General features: G+C 73.0%; 20 protein-coding genes. 9 read left to right on the top strand and 11 right to left on the bottom strand.

What is annotated here, in order from left to right:
* Positions 1-4: 4 nt before the first annotated feature.
* The 4 genes from ABZ321_RS44100 to ABZ321_RS44085 form a co-directional block, all read right to left on the bottom strand.
* Positions 5-898, bottom strand: a complete 894-nt coding sequence (locus ABZ321_RS44100; protein WP_354901830.1) for a DUF2716 domain-containing protein — start codon at positions 896-898, stop codon at positions 5-7.
* A 70-nt stretch (positions 899-968) separates the two neighbouring features.
* A complete protein-coding gene (locus tag ABZ321_RS44095; RefSeq protein WP_354901828.1) occupies positions 969-2,876 on the bottom strand; it encodes an EAL domain-containing protein in 1,908 nt (635 codons plus the stop codon).
* A 164-nt stretch (positions 2,877-3,040) separates the two neighbouring features.
* The gene (locus ABZ321_RS44090; protein WP_354901827.1) at positions 3,041-3,694 is read right to left on the bottom strand and encodes a response regulator transcription factor; all 654 of its coding nucleotides are present in this window, start codon (positions 3,692-3,694) and stop codon (positions 3,041-3,043) included.
* Positions 3,691-4,764: a histidine kinase gene (locus ABZ321_RS44085; RefSeq protein WP_354901825.1), complete on the bottom strand. Its 1,074-nt coding sequence runs from the start codon at positions 4,762-4,764 to the stop codon at positions 3,691-3,693. Before ABZ321_RS44085 ends, ABZ321_RS44090 begins: the two co-directional genes overlap by 4 nt.
* Positions 4,765-4,892: 128 nt before the next feature.
* Here ABZ321_RS44085 and ABZ321_RS44080 point away from each other — a divergent pair, with 128 nt between their 5' ends.
* Together ABZ321_RS44080 and ABZ321_RS44075 are read left to right on the top strand one after the other, a co-directional pair.
* Positions 4,893-5,990, top strand: coding sequence for a hypothetical protein (locus ABZ321_RS44080; protein WP_354901823.1), 1,098 nt, complete (start codon positions 4,893-4,895; stop codon positions 5,988-5,990).
* Between the two features lie 90 nt (positions 5,991-6,080).
* Positions 6,081-7,001 (top strand): SRPBCC domain-containing protein, encoded by a 921-nt coding sequence (locus ABZ321_RS44075; RefSeq protein WP_354901821.1) that lies wholly within the window; start codon positions 6,081-6,083, stop codon positions 6,999-7,001.
* Between the two features lie 82 nt (positions 7,002-7,083).
* On the opposite strand, the gene ABZ321_RS44070 is transcribed toward ABZ321_RS44075, so the two are convergent.
* Complete coding sequence (locus ABZ321_RS44070; protein ID WP_354901819.1) at positions 7,084-8,550, bottom strand: glutamate synthase subunit beta; 1,467 nt, start codon at positions 8,548-8,550, stop codon at positions 7,084-7,086.
* A 324-nt stretch (positions 8,551-8,874) separates the two neighbouring features.
* Here ABZ321_RS44070 and ABZ321_RS44065 point away from each other — a divergent pair, with 324 nt between their 5' ends.
* Complete coding sequence (locus tag ABZ321_RS44065) at positions 8,875-9,891, top strand: hypothetical protein (RefSeq protein WP_354901817.1); 1,017 nt, start codon at positions 8,875-8,877, stop codon at positions 9,889-9,891.
* A gap of 55 nt (positions 9,892-9,946) precedes the next feature.
* On the opposite strand, the gene ABZ321_RS44060 is transcribed toward ABZ321_RS44065, so the two are convergent.
* From ABZ321_RS44060 to ABZ321_RS44050, 3 genes are all read right to left on the bottom strand, one after another.
* Positions 9,947-11,896, bottom strand: coding sequence for a hypothetical protein (locus ABZ321_RS44060; protein ID WP_354901815.1), 1,950 nt, complete (start codon positions 11,894-11,896; stop codon positions 9,947-9,949).
* A gap of 90 nt (positions 11,897-11,986) precedes the next feature.
* Complete coding sequence (locus ABZ321_RS44055; protein WP_354901814.1) at positions 11,987-12,340, bottom strand: hypothetical protein; 354 nt, start codon at positions 12,338-12,340, stop codon at positions 11,987-11,989.
* Positions 12,337-12,699: a hypothetical protein gene (locus tag ABZ321_RS44050; protein WP_354901812.1), complete on the bottom strand. Its 363-nt coding sequence runs from the start codon at positions 12,697-12,699 to the stop codon at positions 12,337-12,339. Before ABZ321_RS44050 ends, ABZ321_RS44055 begins: the two co-directional genes overlap by 4 nt.
* A gap of 66 nt (positions 12,700-12,765) precedes the next feature.
* Here ABZ321_RS44050 and ABZ321_RS44045 point away from each other — a divergent pair, with 66 nt between their 5' ends.
* On the top strand, positions 12,766-13,320 hold the full coding sequence (locus ABZ321_RS44045) for a hypothetical protein (RefSeq protein WP_354901810.1): 555 nt from the start codon (positions 12,766-12,768) through the stop codon (positions 13,318-13,320).
* A 28-nt stretch (positions 13,321-13,348) separates the two neighbouring features.
* Here the strand turns inward: ABZ321_RS44045 and ABZ321_RS44040 are convergent, their stop codons facing one another.
* On the bottom strand, positions 13,349-13,624 hold the full coding sequence (locus tag ABZ321_RS44040) for a DUF6188 family protein (protein ID WP_354901808.1): 276 nt from the start codon (positions 13,622-13,624) through the stop codon (positions 13,349-13,351).
* 11 nt (positions 13,625-13,635) lie between these two features.
* Between ABZ321_RS44040 and ABZ321_RS44035 the strand changes: the two genes are divergently transcribed.
* Complete coding sequence (locus ABZ321_RS44035; protein WP_354901806.1) at positions 13,636-14,091, top strand: SRPBCC family protein; 456 nt, start codon at positions 13,636-13,638, stop codon at positions 14,089-14,091.
* Positions 14,092-14,101: 10 nt separating this feature from the next.
* On the opposite strand, the gene ABZ321_RS44030 is transcribed toward ABZ321_RS44035, so the two are convergent.
* Complete coding sequence (locus tag ABZ321_RS44030) at positions 14,102-14,770, bottom strand: TetR family transcriptional regulator (protein WP_344507381.1); 669 nt, start codon at positions 14,768-14,770, stop codon at positions 14,102-14,104.
* Between the two features lie 78 nt (positions 14,771-14,848).
* On the opposite strand from ABZ321_RS44030, the gene ABZ321_RS44025 reads away from it, so the two are divergent.
* From ABZ321_RS44025 to ABZ321_RS44015, 3 genes are all read left to right on the top strand, one after another.
* Entirely contained in the window at positions 14,849-15,394 is a 546-nt protein-coding gene (locus ABZ321_RS44025; protein WP_354901804.1) for a DUF1772 domain-containing protein, read from the top strand.
* A 62-nt stretch (positions 15,395-15,456) separates the two neighbouring features.
* Positions 15,457-16,068 carry a YdeI/OmpD-associated family protein gene (locus ABZ321_RS44020; protein ID WP_344507385.1) on the top strand — a complete coding sequence of 204 codons (612 nt, stop codon included), beginning with the start codon at positions 15,457-15,459 and terminating at the stop codon, positions 16,066-16,068.
* Between the two features lie 22 nt (positions 16,069-16,090).
* Complete coding sequence (locus tag ABZ321_RS44015; RefSeq protein WP_354901802.1) at positions 16,091-16,693, top strand: class I SAM-dependent methyltransferase; 603 nt, start codon at positions 16,091-16,093, stop codon at positions 16,691-16,693.
* A 6-nt stretch (positions 16,694-16,699) separates the two neighbouring features.
* On the opposite strand, the gene ABZ321_RS44010 is transcribed toward ABZ321_RS44015, so the two are convergent.
* Positions 16,700-17,935, bottom strand: coding sequence for a multidrug effflux MFS transporter (locus ABZ321_RS44010; RefSeq protein WP_354901800.1), 1,236 nt, complete (start codon positions 17,933-17,935; stop codon positions 16,700-16,702).
* A gap of 36 nt (positions 17,936-17,971) precedes the next feature.
* Here ABZ321_RS44010 and ABZ321_RS44005 point away from each other — a divergent pair, with 36 nt between their 5' ends.
* Positions 17,972-18,400 (top strand): MarR family transcriptional regulator, encoded by a 429-nt coding sequence (locus ABZ321_RS44005; RefSeq protein WP_344507391.1) that lies wholly within the window; start codon positions 17,972-17,974, stop codon positions 18,398-18,400.

Here is an 18,400-nt window from a genome sequence, read left to right as displayed (position 1 = left end):
GTCGCTACCGGCTGCTGCGTTTGACGGGAAGCCAGCTCTCCAGCATCGGCGCCAGGGTGGGCACCAGCCGGTCGCCGAAGACGCAGAGCGTCTGCTCCCAGGGGTGTCCGAACGTGCCGGTCCGCATGTCCTCGGTGAGGAAGATCGAGTAGTCACCGTTCGGGACGACCGGCGTCGACCAGTGCTGGTCCTGCTGGCAGGCGAACAGATGCGGCCAGAACCGGAACGTCTGATGCTGCCAGTCGAGCACCACCAGGCCCGTCCCGATCTCGAGCACCCGCGCGAACGCGACCAGCGCGAGGCTCCCGACGGCGCTCGCCGCCGCGGAGAACTCCGGGTGGCTGCCGGCGAAGATCGGCGCCAGGTCGAAGGTGACCGACGGCACGGGCTCGTTGATCGCGGGCCACGATCGCATGCCGGGCCGGAAGGCGAACCGCTGGTGGAACGGCTCCCAGTAGATGTCATCGGCATCCATGGGAATCGGTTCCCACGCCGGTCGGGCCGACGGTTCGGCCGCCGCCACGCGGTCGGCGGAGCCGTGGACGACGCCGGCCAGCCTCTCCTGGATGCCGCGCAGCACGGTGCTGGTGTCGCGGTCGGTGAAGCCGGTGTCCGCCTCCCAGTCACGGGCCCAGCCCAGCGTCTCGCTGGCGAACGCCAGTTCGGTCGCGAGCAGCAGGCGCCGGCAGTCGCGGCGCGTCATGGGGCGGGCCGCGTCGACGAGGCCGGCGAGGCGCTGGACGTCGGCTCCGAGCTGGCGCTGGTCGTCGTAGCCCAGCAGCCGGGCGGAGGTCTCCCTGTCGCCGTCCGTGCGCTCCCATTCCATGACGCCGAGGCGGAGCAGCGTCCGTTCGACCGGTGTGAGGCCGGCGAGATCGACCGGCGCGTCCAGGTCCATAAGGTGATCATGCGGCATGCGGTCGGGTCGCGGCCGCCGGTTTCCGGTGTGGTGGCAGGGGCGGGTGGCGTCAGCCGACCGGGACGGTGGCGGGGCGCTGGTCGCTGATCCACCGGCTGAGGTCGGCCGCGGGCATCGGGCGGGCGTAGTGGTAGCCCTGGGCGATGTCGCAGCCGAGCGCCTGCAGGGCGGCGACGTGGGCGATGCCCTCGACACCCTCGGCGACGACGGTCATGCCGAGGTTGTGGCCGAGCTCGATCGCGCCGCGGACGAGGACGGCGTCGTCGTGGTCGGCGTCCATGTGCAGGACGAACGTGCGGTCGACCTTCAGCTCGTCGACGGGCAGGCGCTTCAGGTACGCCATCGACGAGTAGCCGGTGCCGTAGTCGTCGATCGACAGCCGGACGCCGAGCTCGTGCAGCTCGGTGAGGGTGGCGGTGGCGGTCGCGGGGTTCGCCATGACGGCCGACTCGGTCACCTCCAGCCGCAGCAGCGACGCCGGCACGTCGAACTCGCGCAGCAGCGCGACGACGTGGCCGACCAGGCCCGCGTCGAGCAGGCAGCGCGGCGACACGTTGACCGCGACCGGCAGGGTCAGGCCGTCGTCCAGCCAGGTGCGGACCTGACCGAGCGCGGCGCGCAGCACGTACAGGGTGAGCCGGCTGATCAGTCCGGTGGTCTCGGCGACGGGGATGAACTCCGCCGGCGGGATCGCGCCGCGGGTCGGGTGCTGCCAGCGCACGAGGGCCTCGGCACCGGACACCTGCCCGTCGTTGAGCCGGATCTTCGGCTGGTAGTGCAGGGTGAGCTGGTCGGTGCTGTCCAGGGCGCGGCGCAGGTCGCCGAGCAGCAGCAGGCGGCTGCCGTCCTCGACCTGCATCGCCGGGTCGTAGACGGCGACACCGGTCTTGGTGTCCTTCGCGCTGTACATGGCGATGTCGGCGCAGCGCAGGGCGGCCTCGACCGTGGTGGCGTGCTCCGGGGCCGCCGCGACGCCGATGCTGGCCTCGATGTCGACGGTCACGTCGTCGAGCACGAAGCTGCGGTGCAGCTCGCTCTGCAGGCGGGTGGCCAGGCGGGCGGCGTCGTGCGCGGCGGCCTGCGGCAGCAGGATCGCGAACTCGTCCCCGGACAGCCGCGCGACCAGGTCGCCGGAGCGCACCGTGGCGCTCGTGCGGGCCGCGACCTGCCGCAGCAGCTCGTCGCCGTAGTGGTGGCCCAGGGTGTCGTTGACCTCCTTGAACCGGTCCAGGTCGAGCATCAGCACGGAGGTGCCGGCGCCGCGGTCCTGCGCGTCCTGCAGCGCGTCGGCGGCGCGGCGGGCGAACAGCGCCCGGTTCGGCAGGCCGGTCAGCGAGTCGTGCGAGGCCAGGTACTCGCTGGAGGCGGCGTGCCGCATCAGCCGGCGCTGGTACCCCACGCTGGCCACCAGCAGCACCGTCATCAGCACCAGCCCGACCGCGAACCCGGCGACCGTCGCGATGAACGCGAGCGTCTCGACCCGCTCCAGGTGCCGCAGCGCGCGGGCGGCCTGCGCGTCCCGTTCGACGGTCGCGGTCTGCACGATCCGGTTGATCCGCTCGAACAGCGACTGCGCCCGGCCGGTGTCGATCCGGGCCACGTCACCGTCGTCGACGGCGTCGAAGACGTCGGTGACCGCCTGCAGGTACTGCCCGTGCAGCGCGCCGAGCTCAGTCGCCAGGCGCCGGTCGGTGTCGGTGCCGAACCGTTCCACGTCGAGCAGCGCGTCCTGCAGCGACGCGCCCGCGGTGGTGTGCGACATCCGCACGACCGATCCTGGCTCGACCCGGTACAGCCGCTCGCTGCGCTCCTCGGTGATGACGGCGTCGTGGATGCGGCCGTACGCGGCGGCGAGCGCGCACACCTTGCTGACGGCCGCCGCCGACCGGCGGGTCTGCGCCACCCCGGTGACGCTCAGCCCGGTCAGGCCCAGCATGATCACGGCGAGGCCGGTCACGGCGTACCACCGCCGTCGCTGCGAACGCTGCACTGCCGCCGCCCCTCGAATGCCTGGCCGTCGTCCGACACCACGACATCGGGGCGCACGGTCCGGGGCTGAGCGCGGCTCGCGGGCCGCTCCCCGGCTGCACCCCGGTTGCGACCGTCCGCCGTCCGCCGGTGTCAGCCGGCCGGGTCGGGCGGGCCGCCGGCCTCGCCCACGGCCCACATGCGGGCGGCGATGCCGACCCGGTTCCGCACGCCGAGCTTGGCCTGGATGCTGGCGACGTGGGTCTTCACCGTCCCGGCGGAGATGCTGAGCGACTCGGCGATCTCCGCGTTGGTGCCGCCGGCCGCCACCGCCCTGGCGACGTCCCGCTCCCGGCCGGTCAGCCCTGAGACGCCGGCCGCCGCCGAGGGCAGCGGCTGGAGGCGGCGCAGCAGCCGGACGGTCAGCTGCGGGCTGATCAGCGTGTCGCCGGCCATTGCCGCCCGGACCGCCTCGATCAGCAGCGCCGGCCCGGACCGCTTCAGCAGGAACCCGCAGGCGCCGTCGCGGAGCGCGGTGGTGAGGTAGTCGTCGTGGTCGAACGTGGTGACGACGACGACCCGCGGGCCGGTGCCGGCCAGCCGCCGGGTCAGCTCCAGCCCGTCGAGCCCGGGCATCCGGATGTCGGCGAGGACGACGTCCGGGCGCAGGTGCCGGGCCAGGTCCAGCGCGGCGGTGCCGGTCGCGGCCTCCCCGACGACGGTCATGTCCGGCTGGCTGTCCAGCACCAGCCGGAAGCCGATCCGCACGTTCTCCTGGTCGTCGGCGATCAGGATGCGGGTGGTCACGGCCGCCCCAGCGGCAGCACCGCGGCGACCCGCCACCCGTCGCCGGACGGCCCGGCCTGCAGCGTCCCGCCGAGCAGGTGCGCCCGGTGCCGCAGGTCGGCCAGTCCGGTGCCGTTGCCCGGCGTGCGGGCGCCGCCGGGTGTGGCGTCGTTGGTGACCGTGACGGCCAGCGCGTCCTGCGTCCGGGCCACGACCACCCGCACCGCCGTCGCGGCCGGGGCGTGCCGGCGGACGTTCGTCAGCGCCTCCCGCACCAGCCGGTACGCGGTGGTCCCGACCTCCGCCGGCACGCCCTCGGGCGCGGCGACGTCCGACTCCACGCGGGCCGGCCCGTCGAAGCGGCGCAGCAGGTCCGGCAGGTCCCCGAGACCGGGCGCGGCGCCCGGCGGGCCGGCGAGGTCACCGAGCATCGCCACGGTGCGGTCCATCGTGTCCAGCGCCCGCAGCCCGGCCGCCTCGACCCGGGCCAGCGCGTCCAGGGCCCGGGCCGGGTCGGTGCCGGCGACGAACCTCGCGGCCTGCGCGAGCGCGACGATCCCGCTCACGTCGTGGGCGACGAAGTCGTGCAGGTCGCGGGCGAGCGCGAGGCGCTGCGACCGGCGCTCCCGGGCCACGGAGTCGCGGCGGCGGGCCTCCGCGAGCCGCGGGTATCCACCGATCACCACGGCGACCGCCGGCCCGCCGGCCCACAGCGCGCAGGCGCCGACGGCGTCCAGCAGCGAGTCCGACGGCAGGAACCGCAGCACGCACACGGCGACCGCGAGCCCGGCGACGCCGACCCCGGCGGCCGCGGCGCGCCGTGGCGCCCACCGGGTCGCGGCCACCACGAGCGCCAGCAGCGCCCCGCACTCACCGATCCCGGCCCAGCCGGCGGCGTCGCCGTAGTCCGGCGGCGCGACCGCCATGCGCCCGGTCGCGGCCAGCGACACCGCCCCGGCGGCGACGGCGAGGCGCGCGGGCCACACCCGCCGGTCAGGCCGGCCGGTCGCGGCGACGACGGCCGCGACCACGACGGCGCCGCCCGCGGCCGCCGCGGGCACGACCGCGAGGGCCCCGATCGCAACGCTCACCCGATCAGCGTAGAGACCCGCCGGCGGCGCCGCGGTCCGCCGAACGGCAGAGCCGGCCCCGCCCCGGCCCCGGGAATCCGTCCTTCGGCAGATGCCCCGCCGCCGCCCGCCCGCCGAGGGTTGGACGCATGACACCACGCATCAACTGGCCCGCCCTGGCCGCCGGCTGGGCGCTCGCGTACGGGCTGCTCGCGCTGCACTGGACCGCCGGTGGCGCCGGCTTCCCGTTCGGCGCCGCCGACCCCGACCCCGGCATCGCGAAGGGCCTGTCCATCCTAGGCGGGGTCCACCGGTCCACGGCGGCGCCGGTCGTCGCGGCGGCCGCGCTCGGCGCCGCCCTCGTCGCCGGCCTGCTCGCCGCCGGCGCCCGGCTCGCGGTGCCCGCCCGCGCCGGTGCCGCGCTGGAGGCCGCCGCCTGGACCGTGGCCTTGGCTCTGGGCGTCGTCGTGCCGGACTACCGGCCGCTGGTCGCGCTCGGCCACGTCCCGGTCCTGCTCGCCGGCAAGCCGTTCGGCTGGCCCGACGGGGTGTCGGTCGCCTCGCAGCTGCCGTGGCCGGTGCTGCACCAGGGCATCCTGATGGCCGGCGGGGCCCTGTTCGCCCTCGCCGCGCTCGCCCACCGCCGCGCCCGCCGCGGCGCCTGCACCACCTGCGGCCGTGCCGGCCTTCAGCCCCCCGGCCGGAATCCGGCGCGCTGGGGCAGGGCCGCGGTGTGGGTCGCCGCCGGCGTCCCGGTCGTGTACGCCGCGACCCGGTTCGCCTGGGCCCTCGGCATCCCCCTCGGCTTCAGCTCCGCCCAGCTGCGCGACATGGCCGAGGAGATGCCGGGCATCTGGTGGGGCGGCGCGGCGCTGGGCGGCATGGGCCTCATCGGCTCGGTGCTGACCTTCGGCCTCATCCGCCCGTGGGGCGAACGGTTCCCGCGCTGGATCCCGTTGCTGCGCGGATGCCGCGTGCCGGTCGCCCTCGCCGTCGTCCCCGCGGTCGTCGTCGCGATGGCGGTCACGTCGGCGGGCCTGATGTTCGCCCGCGTGCTGTACCTGGACCCCGACCCGGACAAGCTGGCGATGATGGGCCCCGCCCTGCTGTGGCCGGTATGGGGCGCCGCCCTGGCCGTCGCCGCGGCCGCGTACCGCATCCGCCGCCGCGGCGACTGCCGGACGTGCTCGCCACGGGCCTCACACAGGCCTCACACGGCGGCGGACGGGCTGCGCGTGGGCGATTGACAAAACATCTTTTTACGTAAAGACTCGCTTTCGCATGAGTGACCTCGCCCAACTCGGCGGCTCCAGTAGGCAGTACCGAAGGAGATCCCAATGACAGAGCTGACAGAGCACAGTGATCTGCGGCTGAGCGCGGTCATGCCGGCCGCGCTGAAGGTGGTCCACGCCGCGCTGACCGACGCGGCCGCGCTGCGGGTGTGGCTGGCCGAGCACGCCGAGGTGACGCTGCCCGACCGGTTCCAGTTCTGGGGCCGCCACACGCCCGACGGTGCCGAGCCGCGGCAGCGGGTGCTGTCCGCCGACGAGCGCGGCCTGCGGCTGGCCTGGACCGTCGGCGGTGTCGAGACCACGGTCGAGATCACCCTGACCGAGCACGAAGCCGGCGCCGACGGCACGGAGAGCACGCTGCTCACCCTGACGCAGACGGACCTGCCGACCTTCGCGGAGGTCCTGTCGGACATGGCGGGGCCGCGCGGTGAGCTGCAGACGTTCTGGACGCTCGCCCTGGAGAACCTGCACGACCACCTGGCGGGGCGCGAGCTGACCCCGAAGTGCGACTACACCTCACTGCAGCTGCAGGGCTCGGTGGTCATCGACGCCACGCCGCAGGCGGTGTTCGACGCGCTCACCCAGTCGGACCGCTACACCAGGTGGTCCGGTGTCCGCGTCGACATCGAGCCGAGGGTGGACGGCCGGTTCGCGATGGGCGGCTTCGACCTGGACCCGTCGGGCGGCGTCAGGTTCGTCGAGTTCGAGCCGGGGCGCCGGGCGTCGCTGCGGTTCCCCGACGGGCTCACCTCCACCTGGGAGCTGGAGGGCTCGGGCGGCCGGACCCGGCTCACGTTCGTGCAGAGCGGGTTCGACGTGGAGAACCCGCCCTACCCGGGCTGGTCCGGCTGGCTCAGTGGCCTCGCCGCGGTGCGGCGCTACCTCGAGGTGCCCGGCTTCCGCCGGATCTGGCGCCAGTACGAGGCCCCGGGCATCCCCGCCGGGATGTTCGCCATCGACGACTGACGGCGCCGGCCGGACCCGGTGCGCAAAGGGGGAGGGCGGAGCGGTGATGCCGCTCCGCCCTGCACGGTGTCGCCGGGTGCGCTCAGTGCGCGGCGAGCGGCATCGAGGACGGGGTGATCGGCGACGGCAGGGCGCCGCCGGTGCCGAGGTACTCGTGGACCGCCGCCGCCGCGGAGCGGCCCTCGGCGATCGCCCACACGATCAGCGACGGCCCGCGGCGGGCGTCGCCGGCGACGAAGATGCCCGGCGCGTCGGTCTGCCACGCGGCGTCGGTGTCGATCGTGCCGCGCCGGTTGCGGGTCAGCTCGACCTGCTCGAGGTGGGCGCCGTCCTGCGTGCCGCCGAAGCCGATCGCCAGCAGGGCCAGGTCCGCGGGGATCTCGCGGATGGTGCCCTCGACCTCGGTGAGGGTGAAGCCCGGACCGAGCAGGACGTCGACCAGCTCGACCGCCCGGAGCTTGCCGTCCTCGGTGCCGATGAAGCGGCGGATCGCGCAGCCGAAGTTGCGCTCGCCGCCCTCCTCGTGGGCCGAGCCGCTGCGCAGCATGATCGGCCAGGTCGGCCACGGGTTGCGGGCCGAGTCGCGCTGCGGCGGGGGCAGCGGGGCGACCTCGACGAGCTGGACGCTGGCCGCGCCCTGGCGGTGCGCGGTGCCGAGGCAGTCCGCCGCGGTGTCACCGCCGCCGACGACGATGACGTGACGCCCTTCGGCGCTGATCGGCGGGGCGTCCAGCGAGCCGGCGACGACCCGGTTGGCGCCCTCCAGGTACTCCATCGCCTGGTGGATGCCGCTCAGCTCGCGGCCGGGGGTGTCCGGCACGTCACGGGCGTCGAGCGCGCCGCAGGCCAGGACGACGGCGTCGTGCTGCTTGCGCAGGTCCGCGAGCGACACGTCCTCGCCGACGTGGCAGCTGGTGACGAACGTCACGCCCTCCGCCTCGAGCTGGGCGACCCGCTGGTCGATGTGGTGCTTCTCGAACTTGAAGTCCGGGATGCCGTAGCGCAGCAGGCCGCCGATGGCGTCGCTGCGCTCGTACACCGTGGTCGCGTGACCGGCGCGGGCCAGCTGCTGCGCGGCGGCGAGGCCGGCCGGGCCGGACCCGACCACGGCCACGCTGCGCCCCGACGGCGCCGCCACCGGGAACGGCTTGAGCGGCCCGCCGTCGGTGGCGCGGTTGATGATCTCGACCTCGACCTGCTTGATCGTGACCGGGTCGTCACCGATACCGAGGACGCAGGCGGCCTCGCACGGCGCCGGGCACAGCCGCCCGGTGAACTCGGGGAAGTTGTTGGTCGCGTGCAGCACGTCGGCCGCGCGCTCCCAGTCACCGGTGCGGACCAGGTCGTTCCAGTCCGGGATCAGGTTGCCCAGGGGGCAGCCGTTGTGGCAGTACGGGACACCGCAGTTCATGCACCGGGCGGCCTGCTCGTGGATGAGCTGCGAGTCCGCGCGCTGGTAGACGTCGCGCCAGTCCGCGACCCGCTCGGTCACAGGACGCAGCAGCGGCAGCTGACGCCGGTACTTCATGAAGCCCATCGGATCGGGCATGCCTGACCTCCACCGTTGCCTGTGGGTGCATCGGAATACGGTGGGACAGCGTTGGCCCGGCCTGTCGGTGCACCTTAGCGGTGCAGCCCAGGTTTCTCACAGTGGGTACCGGAGCCAAATTTCCCACACCATGCCCGCACACCTCCCACCTGGTGGAAGCGACGGCGCACGACCTGGCGTTCTGGCAGGCGCTCGTGGCGCCCCGGTGCCGATCACGCCGTCCCAGATAGTGGCTGTGCCGTCGCCGCGGGACGGCTGTCCAGGGTCCGGCCCGTCGTGCATACTGTGCCGCCAGATGATCAAGCCCGGGCGGATGAGAGCACAATGAACGACCACGACGACGACCCGTTCCACGGGCTTGACGACTGGGCCAAGGACGTCGAACGACGGGCGAAGCGGGCCCACCGCTGGGGCCGCGTGGCGCGCCTGTTCCGATGGTCCTTCGGTTGGTCCGAGGTCACCAAGACGACCCTCTGGATCGCCGGCGCCGTCGCCGCGGCGGTGCTCCTGGCCGCCGCCTTCCCGTATGTGAGAGCGGCGTTCACGTCCGATCCGGGCGGCGGCGACACCGGTCCGGCCGCCTACCCGACCCAACCGGTGCCCAGCGGCATCTCCGTGACCACCTCGGCGAGCGCCGCCCCGACCGGCCCGTTCGACGGCACCGCGGCCGCGACGTACCCCAAGGGCGACGCCGGGATCACCATGCCGCCGGCGACCGCCGTCACCGGCTTCAGCCAGGCCGAGGTGAGCGCGGACCTGCAACTGGTGCACCAGGCGCTGGTGGCCGGCCGCCTGGACCAGAAGATGCTCGTCGGCCACGACAACTCCGCGTTCCTCGCGCTGCTGGCACCGAACGCCCGCACCGGGACCACGAAGTGGCTCACCGGCGCCACCCGCATCAACGCGGTGACCTGGATCGACCCGTCCACGAAACTCGACCCCGACGAGCAGCCCCGGGTCAGCGGCCGCGTCACCTTCGACTCCGCCAAGGTCGACGGCGTCCAGACCCTGCGCATCACCACGAACTTCGTCTGGGTCTACGCGTTCGACGTGCGCCAGCCAACCCCGATCGCCGCCGTGCACGACAGCATCCGCTGGGAGTTTCCGAAGCCCGACCAGGTCCGCAAGAACGACCGCGGCATGTGGATCGCCGACACCGACTCCTACGTCGCATGGATGGACTGCGCCGGCGCCGACAAGGGCCTGCTCGCCCCGGGTAAACCGGCACCCGCCACCCCGCACCCGAGCGAATCCGAACCCGCCGACGCCATCCTGCGCCCCGACCACACCCTCGACATCGGCGACGACTGCGCCAAACCCCCCACAACCCCCAAGCCGTAGCGGCCGCGTCACCGGTGGGGTGCGGCGGCCCGGAGCGGCACTACCGGGGCAGAGATCACCGAAATCGAGGACGCCGCCCGGCCGTGTCCCGCCTGAGGCTGCCGAGGGCTTCGCTGATGCGTTCCTGGAACAGTTCGTCGGCCCAGACGACGTCGTCGGCGGAGCTGGCCACGCCGGAGCGGTCGTCGCCGTCGAGGAGCGCTTCCAGGACGGGAATCGTCTCGACCGCGTGCAGTTCCACGATGAGCGGGAGCGCCGAGCGCCCGTCGTAGTCGAGGAGCCCGCGGCCGAGCGGCTCGGCCAACTCCGCCGTCGGCACGCCGAGCCTCGCGAGCGCCCGGACGGCCGACAGCCTGCTCCAGCGGTCACCAAGGCGGTCGCGCAGCAGCGGTTCCAAGCGGGCGACCAAGCCGGGCGAGCCGAGCGCGAAGTCGGCGATCAGGTCCGCGGCATGACGCGCGGGCGTGTCCCCGGCGGCCAGCACCGCCTCCACGGTCGGCAGCACCTCCTTCGGACCGGCCACCGCCGCCACCACCCTGGCTGCCAGGACTTGTTGGTCGCGCTGTGGGTGGACCGGCGCGGCGACACCGGTCAGGAACGGGGCCGCGACGGTCAGCAAGGAGGCCAAGGCATCGCCGAGGTCACGGAGGTCCGGCATCGACGGCCCCGCACCGCTGGTGAGCGCGACCCGGAGAGCGTCGACAACGACGTCGGTTTCCCCGGTCAGCCGCCGGACCGCCAGCGCCGCGTCCAGGTCACCTACTTCCGTCGCTCGAGTCCGCCAGTACGGGACGGCGGCGTGCTCGTCGTGACCCAACAGCAGCAGCGCCTGAGCGACCTGCGGACCGGCGTGCGGCAAGGCGGCGGCCAGCGCCGGCACGAGCACGGTGGCGCCGGCGCCCCAGTGCCCGACCATCCCGGCCAGCACCTCGGCGTCCGCCGGACGGGCGACCAGCCGTCCGTGCACCGCGGCCAGGACCTCCGGCGTGCAGCGGACCGCGCCGGGCGCGAACCGGAACCGGTGCCCTCGGGCGGCCGCCGCACAGACCGGCACCACCCAGCGCGGGTCACCGAGCCGGTGCAACGTCTCGACCGCCCGGTATTCGACGGTGAATCCCGGCGCCCCGGCCGTGTCGGGGAAGCGGGCGGCGACGTCGGCCACCACATCGGCGAACCGCCCGGCCGCGGCGCCCGCCCGGCGCAGCACGTGCATCACCTGATCGCGGACGTCAGGATCCGGATCGTCGAGCAGCGCCGCGACCATCGGCACGAGCAGCGCGGGCGCCGACCGCCGGGCGTCGCTCCGCGCGCTCAACGCCCACAGCCCGGACTCGCGGGTCCGCGGGTTGCCGGACCGCAGCATGTGCTGGACCACCTCGTGGGTCGCGAGGTCTTCGAACCATTCCGCTCCGCGGGTCCACGGCCAGGCGACGGTCGCACCCGCGTCGATCGCGGCCACCACGGTGGGGACCGTGCCCGCCGGCCAATCCAGGCCGGCCCGGAGCAACGCCACCGCGGCCGCCGCGCTGACCGCTGGCCCGCCGCGCAGGGCAGCCTCGCCGAGCGCCGCTTCGGCGGCGCCGGGATCCACCTCGCCCAACGCGAGTGCCAGGGCCGCCCGCGCCTTCGGGTCGTCCTCGACCGCCCACCGTTGCCACAACGCTCCGGCGGCGACGCCGGCCCTGGTGGCGGCATACGCGGCGGCCTCGCGGACCGCGGGCTCGGCGTCGTCGAGCAGGCCCGTCAGCGGCTCCAACTGGTCGATGACCGCCGCCCGTACCTGCGGGAAGGCGGCACCGGAGGCGTGCTGGGGGTCGGCGAGCATGCCGAGCATCCAGACGAAGTCAGCCCGACGGACCGCGGCCACCGCTGCCAGCTCCGCGAGAAACGGCACCGCGGCCGCCGTGGCGGGGTACACCGTGCCCTGGTGGAAGATGCTGCCGTGCAGCTCGGAGATGGCCTCCTCGTTGTCCTCGGATGCCGCCTGCCGGAGAAGGTCCGGCACGTCGCCCGCGCTGCCGTACGCGTGAGACAGCTCGCCCCAGGCAACTGCGTCAAGGCCACCAAGCACGCCGCGCACCCTACCCCGCGGCGGTTACCGGGTGAGTTGGACGACGTACTCGGTGTCGTGGTGGTTTCCGACGAGCTCCGTGAACTCGCCGGCGACGAACGTCCAGCCTCCGTCGGCGATGATGGCCCGCAGTTTGTCGATGGGGATGCGGACGGCGTCGTCTGGGACGTTCCACGCGTCGATCGATTCGCGGGCGCGGGCCTCGAGGTCCTCGATCGTGGCGATGTCGTCCGGGTCGGGTTCGTCGCCGCTGTACGGTGTCCAATCGCCCTCGGTGACGCGCCGCATCAGTTCCGTGGTCGCCGCCTCGGGGTTGTCGATGCTCTCGTCCCAGTCGTGCTCGTAGTAGCTGAACATCAGCAGCACGGACTCGGTCATGCCGGCTGCCGGGTGAGCTTGACGACGTACTCGGTGTCGTTGTGGTGCCCTTCGAACTCGGAGAACTCGCCCGCGACGAACGTCCAGCCCCCGCCGTCGATGACGGCCCGCAACTTCTCGATCGGGATGCGCACGACGTCGTCGGGCACGTCCCACTCGTCGACCGCCTCGCGGGCGCGGCCCTCAAGCTCCTCGATCGTCGCGATGTTCTCCGGGTCGGGTTCGTCGCCGCTGTACGGCATCCACGCACCTTCGGTGACGCGCCGCATGAGCTCCGCATCCATCGCCTCAGCACCCTCAAGACTCTCGTCCCAGTCGTGCTCGAAGTAGCTGAACATGAGCATCACGGTCTCGGCCACGGTGATGATCGTAGGCGTCACCGGACGATGCCCGCGTGTGGAGCGGCCGGACTGGAGGGATGCCGCTTGGACGAGCAAGGCCTGGCAGGTTGGAGGGCGTCGATCGAGGTGGCCGTCACGCGGGCGCTGCGCGCCATCGTGTCGACGTTTCCGTTCGAGCCAGGCACGCACACGATCGGGCCGCCCGCACCGGAGGTGGAGCTCACCGCGCTGCGGTCGCGCCTGCCCTGGATCCCTGAAGACCTGGTCGGCGTGTGCGGTTTGGTCGGCGCGGTTTGCTTGCCGGACATCGCCAACGGCCTGTTCATGTTCGAGCCGGACTACATCCTCAACGCGCTGGACCACGACGACGGGCGTCCGGACCGCATCGGCCGGCCGTTCGAGCGCGAGGTCGACGTGGTCGTCTTCGGCAGCGACGGCGGCGGCACGCTCTACGCGGTCGCGGTCGGTGCCACCGGCAGGGTCTTCCGGCTGCGGGAGTGCTCCTATCTGGCGGGCGTGTACGAGGGCGCCCTCAACGTCGACGTCACGGTGGTGGCCGAGACGCTCGACGACTTCCTGCGCAGGTTGCTGAACGCCGTAGCGGTGTTCGCCGACGACGGCCGTGTCACTGACCTCTGAAGCACGGCAGTGACACTTCGGGATCTGCTCAGTCCGGCTGCTGCCAGTCGGCGTGACCGCCGGGTCCGACGAGGATGTTGTCGACGCCGTGGCCGGACAGGTGCCAGGACTCGAACCGGGCGTCGACGCCGATGAGGATCTCGCCGCCGTCGAAGGTGAGAGCGAGAGCGCCGCGGTTGCGGATCTCAACGGTGGTGACGGTCTTCATGAACAGGTCGAGGGCGGGAGCGAGTCTGGAGCCGGTGGCGGGTTCGAGCTCGTGCCATTCGGTTGCCGGCGAGTGGGCGTTCCTGTGGGTCGTCATACGCTTGCGGGGTGCATGCGTTGATCGAGGTGGTGACCGAGATCGATGCGGCCTCGGACGTGGTCTTCGGCCTGGAGCTCGACATGGACGTCCATGCCGCTTCCCTGGCGGCGAGCGGGGAGACGGCCACCACGAGCACGGGCCGGCGGCGGGTCGAGCTCGGGGACGAGGTCACCTTCCGGGCGCGCCACTTCGGCCGCGTGTGGCGCATGACCAGCCGGATCACCGCGTACGAGCCTCCGCGCCGCTTCACGGACGAGCAGGTCCGCGGGCCCTTCCGAGCCCTTCGTCACGAGCACCTGTTCGATGACCTCGGTGGCGGCCGGACGCGGATGACCGACCGCATGGCGGTCAGTGCGCCGTTGGGGCCGGTGGGGTTCCTGGTGACCCGTGTGCTGCTTGCGCCGTACCTGCGACGGCTGCTGCAGCAGCGTGCGGCCCATGTCAAGCGTCTCGCCGAGGCCTAGCCGGCGTGGGTCAGTCCGCGGGCTGCGTGTGCCGAACCGGCTGGTGTGGCAGCAGCGCGTCGGTGAGCGTGGAGGTCAGCCAGTCGGCGTAGTCGTCGATGGGCCAGCCGCAGGTGGTTGTCAGTCGTTCGAAGACCTCGATCGACGTCAGCGCGAAGATGATGTCGGCCGCGCGGTCCGCGTCGACGCCGGGTCGCAGAGCGCCGGCTGCGGCGAGCATGCCGGCTGGGCCGCGAGTCCCGGTGCGGCGCTGGGCCTCCGACTCCTGCAGGAGTGAACCCAGGCCGCCGGCCGCCGCGCGCAGCACCGCGTGCACCGGGGCGATGCGTTCGGCGGTGGTGGCCACCATGCTGGCGTAGAGCCGCAGTTTGCGCGCTGGGTCGGGCTCGGCGATGATCGCCGCCACGGCCGGCCGCTCGCTCATCGCGACCGGCGCGGCGTCGCCGGCCAGGGTCGTGTCGTAGACCAGCTTTGCCAGGCCTGCCTTTCCTCCGGGGCAGGCGGCGTAGAGCGTCTGGACCGCAACCCCGGCTGCGGCAGCCACGTCGCCCATGGTGGTGTCGGCGTAACCGCGGGCGAGCATGAGTTCCCGGGCGGCGTCGGCAATTCGCTGGCGCGTGCCGTCGGACTGCTCGCGACGGAGTTCGCTCTCGTACCGGCGTTTGGGCTTGTCGGTCATCGGACACCATGTTGCCAGAATTTTCAGTGGAAGAGATTCTATTCAATATAAGTCAATCCAATCGAGTGGAGTTCGGTCATGCGTACCTGGTCGTTCGAGGTCGTGCGTGCCCTGGCAACGGCGCTCGTCGCGCTGTATGCCGGCGGCGTCTTGTTCGTGGTCATCGCGCCGAGCGTGACCCGCCTGCCCGCCGACGCCTACACGCGCTGGTGGCAAGCCATGAACACCGATATGAGCCGGGCCATGCCACCGATGTTGCTGACCTGTGTGGGCCTGCTGACCCTCACCGCAGTGCTGGGCTACGGCCGTTCGAAGCCGGCCTTCGTCGCGGCGGTCGTGGCGATCCTGCTCATCGTGGTCACCATCGGGCTGACCGTGAGCCGGCTGGAGCCACTCAACGCCATCGGCGACACGTGGAACCCGGACGCTCCACCAGCCGACTGGACCGAGGTCCGCAGCCGCTGGCAGCGACTGCACCTGGTGCGTACCTTCCTCGCCCTGCTGACCCTGGTAACCCTCCTGGCTGCCCACGTCGTGGAGCGGGCGGCGACGCCGTCCAGCGCCACACCGAACCCGAACCCGAGCCGGTCAGCCGAGCTGACGGCAGCTCAACCGACGGTGTAGTCCGTCCAGCCCAGCGGACTCGGCGGCGCCGCCCAGCATGATCGTTCCACTAGCCTGTGGTGGTGGCAGGAACCGAACTGGACGAGTTGATCGTGGCTGACGGCGCTGCGCTGCGCGCGTGGCTGCTGGACCACCACACCGCCTCCCCTGGCGTGTGGCTTGCGCTGACCAGGAAGGACGGCTCCGTCACCACGCTGACCTGGCAGCACGCGGTCGACGAGGCACTGTGCTTCGGCTGGATCGACGGGCAGGCCCGCAAGCGCGACGAGGGGAGTTCCTGGAGGCGGTTCACCCCGCGCCGGCCCCGCAGCGTCTGGTCCCAGCGCAATGTCGCCAACGTGGCCCGGCTGGAGGCGGCCGGTCTGATGCTGCCCGCCGGCCGGGCCGCGGTGGACGCCGCGAAGGCCGACGGGCGGTGGACAGCCGCCTATGCGCCGTCGTCGGAAGCGGAGGTGCCGGCCGACCTGCGCGCCGCGATCGCCGCCGACCCAGCGGCGCAGGCGATGTTCGACGTGCTCACCAAGACCAACCGCTTCTCCCTCATCAGCCGGGTCAATACCGTCAAGCGGGCCGAGACGCGCACCCGGAAGATCGCCGAGTTCGTAGCGATGCTCGCCCGGCACGAGACGATCCATCCGCAGCGAGCCAGGCCGGCGGACCCGCCGGCATCGTGACGGGATACGGCATCATTCGGCTATGGCGATCGGCGGAACCGCGCGGCACGAGACTCAGCTTGATCTGCCGGACCGTGTCGCCGCCGCGGTGGCGGCGGCCCGCGGCGCTGGTTTCACCGCGTCGTGCCTGCCTGAGCACGGTCGCCTGCTGCAGCTGCTGGCCGCCGGGATCGGCGCCGGACGCATCGCCGAGACCGGCACTGGGTACGGCGTCGGCCTGGCGTGGATGGTCAGCGGGGCGCATCCTGACGCTCAACTGTTCAGCATCGAACGAGAACCGCATCGAGCCCAGCGAGCGCAACAGCTGTTCGCGGATGACTCGCGGGTGAAGGTCCGCTGCGGTGATTGGCGCGAGCTGGTTGACGAGGCGCCGTTCGACATGCTGGTCCTCGACGGCGGCGGCCAGGGCAAGGCGGACGAGCCACCGCTCGAACCGGCCGACTGGCTCCGCCGAGGGGCCGTGGTGGTGATCGACGACTTCACTCCCATGACCAGTTGGCCGCCCCGACACGCAGGAGAGCTCGACGAAGCACGCATGTTCTGGCTGGAGCATCCGCGGCTACGGACAACGGAGATACGCGTGACGCCGACCGCGGCGTCGCTCGTCGCCACGTACATCGGCTGAACAAGGTCACGGCGAGGACGGGGGAGCGGACCGGGCAGATACCGGCTGTCGGGCAAGCGTCAGCACGCCGAGCGCGGCGGCGGCACAGACGAGCATCGTCGCCGCCATCGGTACGGCGGAAGCCTGGCCGGCCAGGCTCATGGCGGACGCCGCGACGCCCGCGACCAGGAACTGCAGCAGCCCCTGCAGCGAGGAGGCGGCACCGGCGGAGGCGCCGTGCCCGGCGAGGGCGAGCGAGGTGGCGTTGGCCAGCACGACGCCCAGCATCGACACGACGACGAACAGGGAGACCAGCAGCACCGGCAGCGGCAGGCGGGCCACGGCGGCCACGACGACGCCGGCGGCGCCCGTGACGGCGACGCAGAGGGCGCCGCGCAGCAGCGTGCGCTCGTGCGCGACCCGGCCGACGAGCAGCCCGTTGAGCTGGCCGAAGAGCACGATGCCCAGGCCGTTGCCGCCGAAGACGAGGCTGTACTGCTGGGCGCTCAGCCCGTACACCTCCTGCAGAACGAACGACGAGCCGGAGATGTAGGCGAACACCGCCGCGAACATCAGCGCCGCGGCCAGGACGTGCCGCAGGTAGTGCCGGTCGGTGCCGAGGGTCCGGAACGCGCGCAGCGTGTCGCGGAAGCCGGACCGGCGGCGTTGCGCGGGCAGCGACTCGGGCAGCGCGAGGACGACCGCGACGGACAGGACGGTGCCGAAGCCGGCCAGCACCAGGAACACCGCCCGCCAGGTCGCGACCGTCAGTAGCTGGCCGCCGACGACGGGCGCCAGGATCGGGGCGGCGCCGTTGACGAGCATGAGCGTGGAGAAGAAACGGGTCATGGCGGTGCCCTCGAAGAGGTCCCGGACGATCGCGCGGGACAGCACGACGCCGGTCGCGGCGCCGAGGGACTGCACGGCCCGGCCGGCGATCAGCCAGCCGACGTCCGGGGCGAACGCGCACCACAGGGAACCGAAGACGTACAGGGCCAGGCCCAGCAGGAGCGGCCGGCGGCGTCCCCAGGCGTCCGACAGCGGGCCGGCGATCACCTGGCCGGCGGCGAGCCCGACCACGAAGACGGTCAGCGTCAGCTGCACCAGCGGCGCGCTGGTGTGCAGGTCGTGCGCCATGCCGGGCATCGCCGGCAGGTACATGTCGATGGTGAGCGGGCCGAACGCGGCGAGCGAGCCGAGCACCACCGCCAGCCGGGCCCGCCGCCCGCGGCGCAGGTCCTCGCCGGCAAGGGTTATCAGCACATAACTATGATGTCATAATCCACTAGGATGTGAACCGTGGGCAACGACACCGATCTCGCCGACCTGGCGCAGCTGATCCTCAATGTCGGCCGGCTGGTGCGCGCCCGTACACCGGAAGGCCCCGACGTCGTGCCCATGACCGAGACCGAGCGGCACGTGATGCGGGTCGTGGACCTCTTCCCGGGCGCCTCGCCCAGCCAGATCGCCGACCGCGCCGGGCTCCAGCGCACCAACGTCAGCACCGCCCTGCGCGGCCTCGAGGAGAAGGGCATGGTCGCCCGTCGCGCCACCGCCGGCCGCGGCGTCGCCGTCCACCCGACCGAACGCGCCGCCGCCAACCTGCGGACGCTGCGCGCCGTCTGGGCCCGCGAGCTCGCCGAGGCCCTCGGTGAGGACCTCGGCGACGTCCGCCGGTGCACCGCGCTGCTCGACCGCCTGGAGCGGCACTTCACCACGGCGCGCTGA

This window comes from Dactylosporangium sp. NPDC006015, from assembly GCF_040614215.1.
GTDB lineage: Bacteria > Actinomycetota > Actinomycetes > Mycobacteriales > Micromonosporaceae > Dactylosporangium > Dactylosporangium maewongense.
This window is presented reverse-complemented; position numbering and strand designations above follow the sequence as displayed.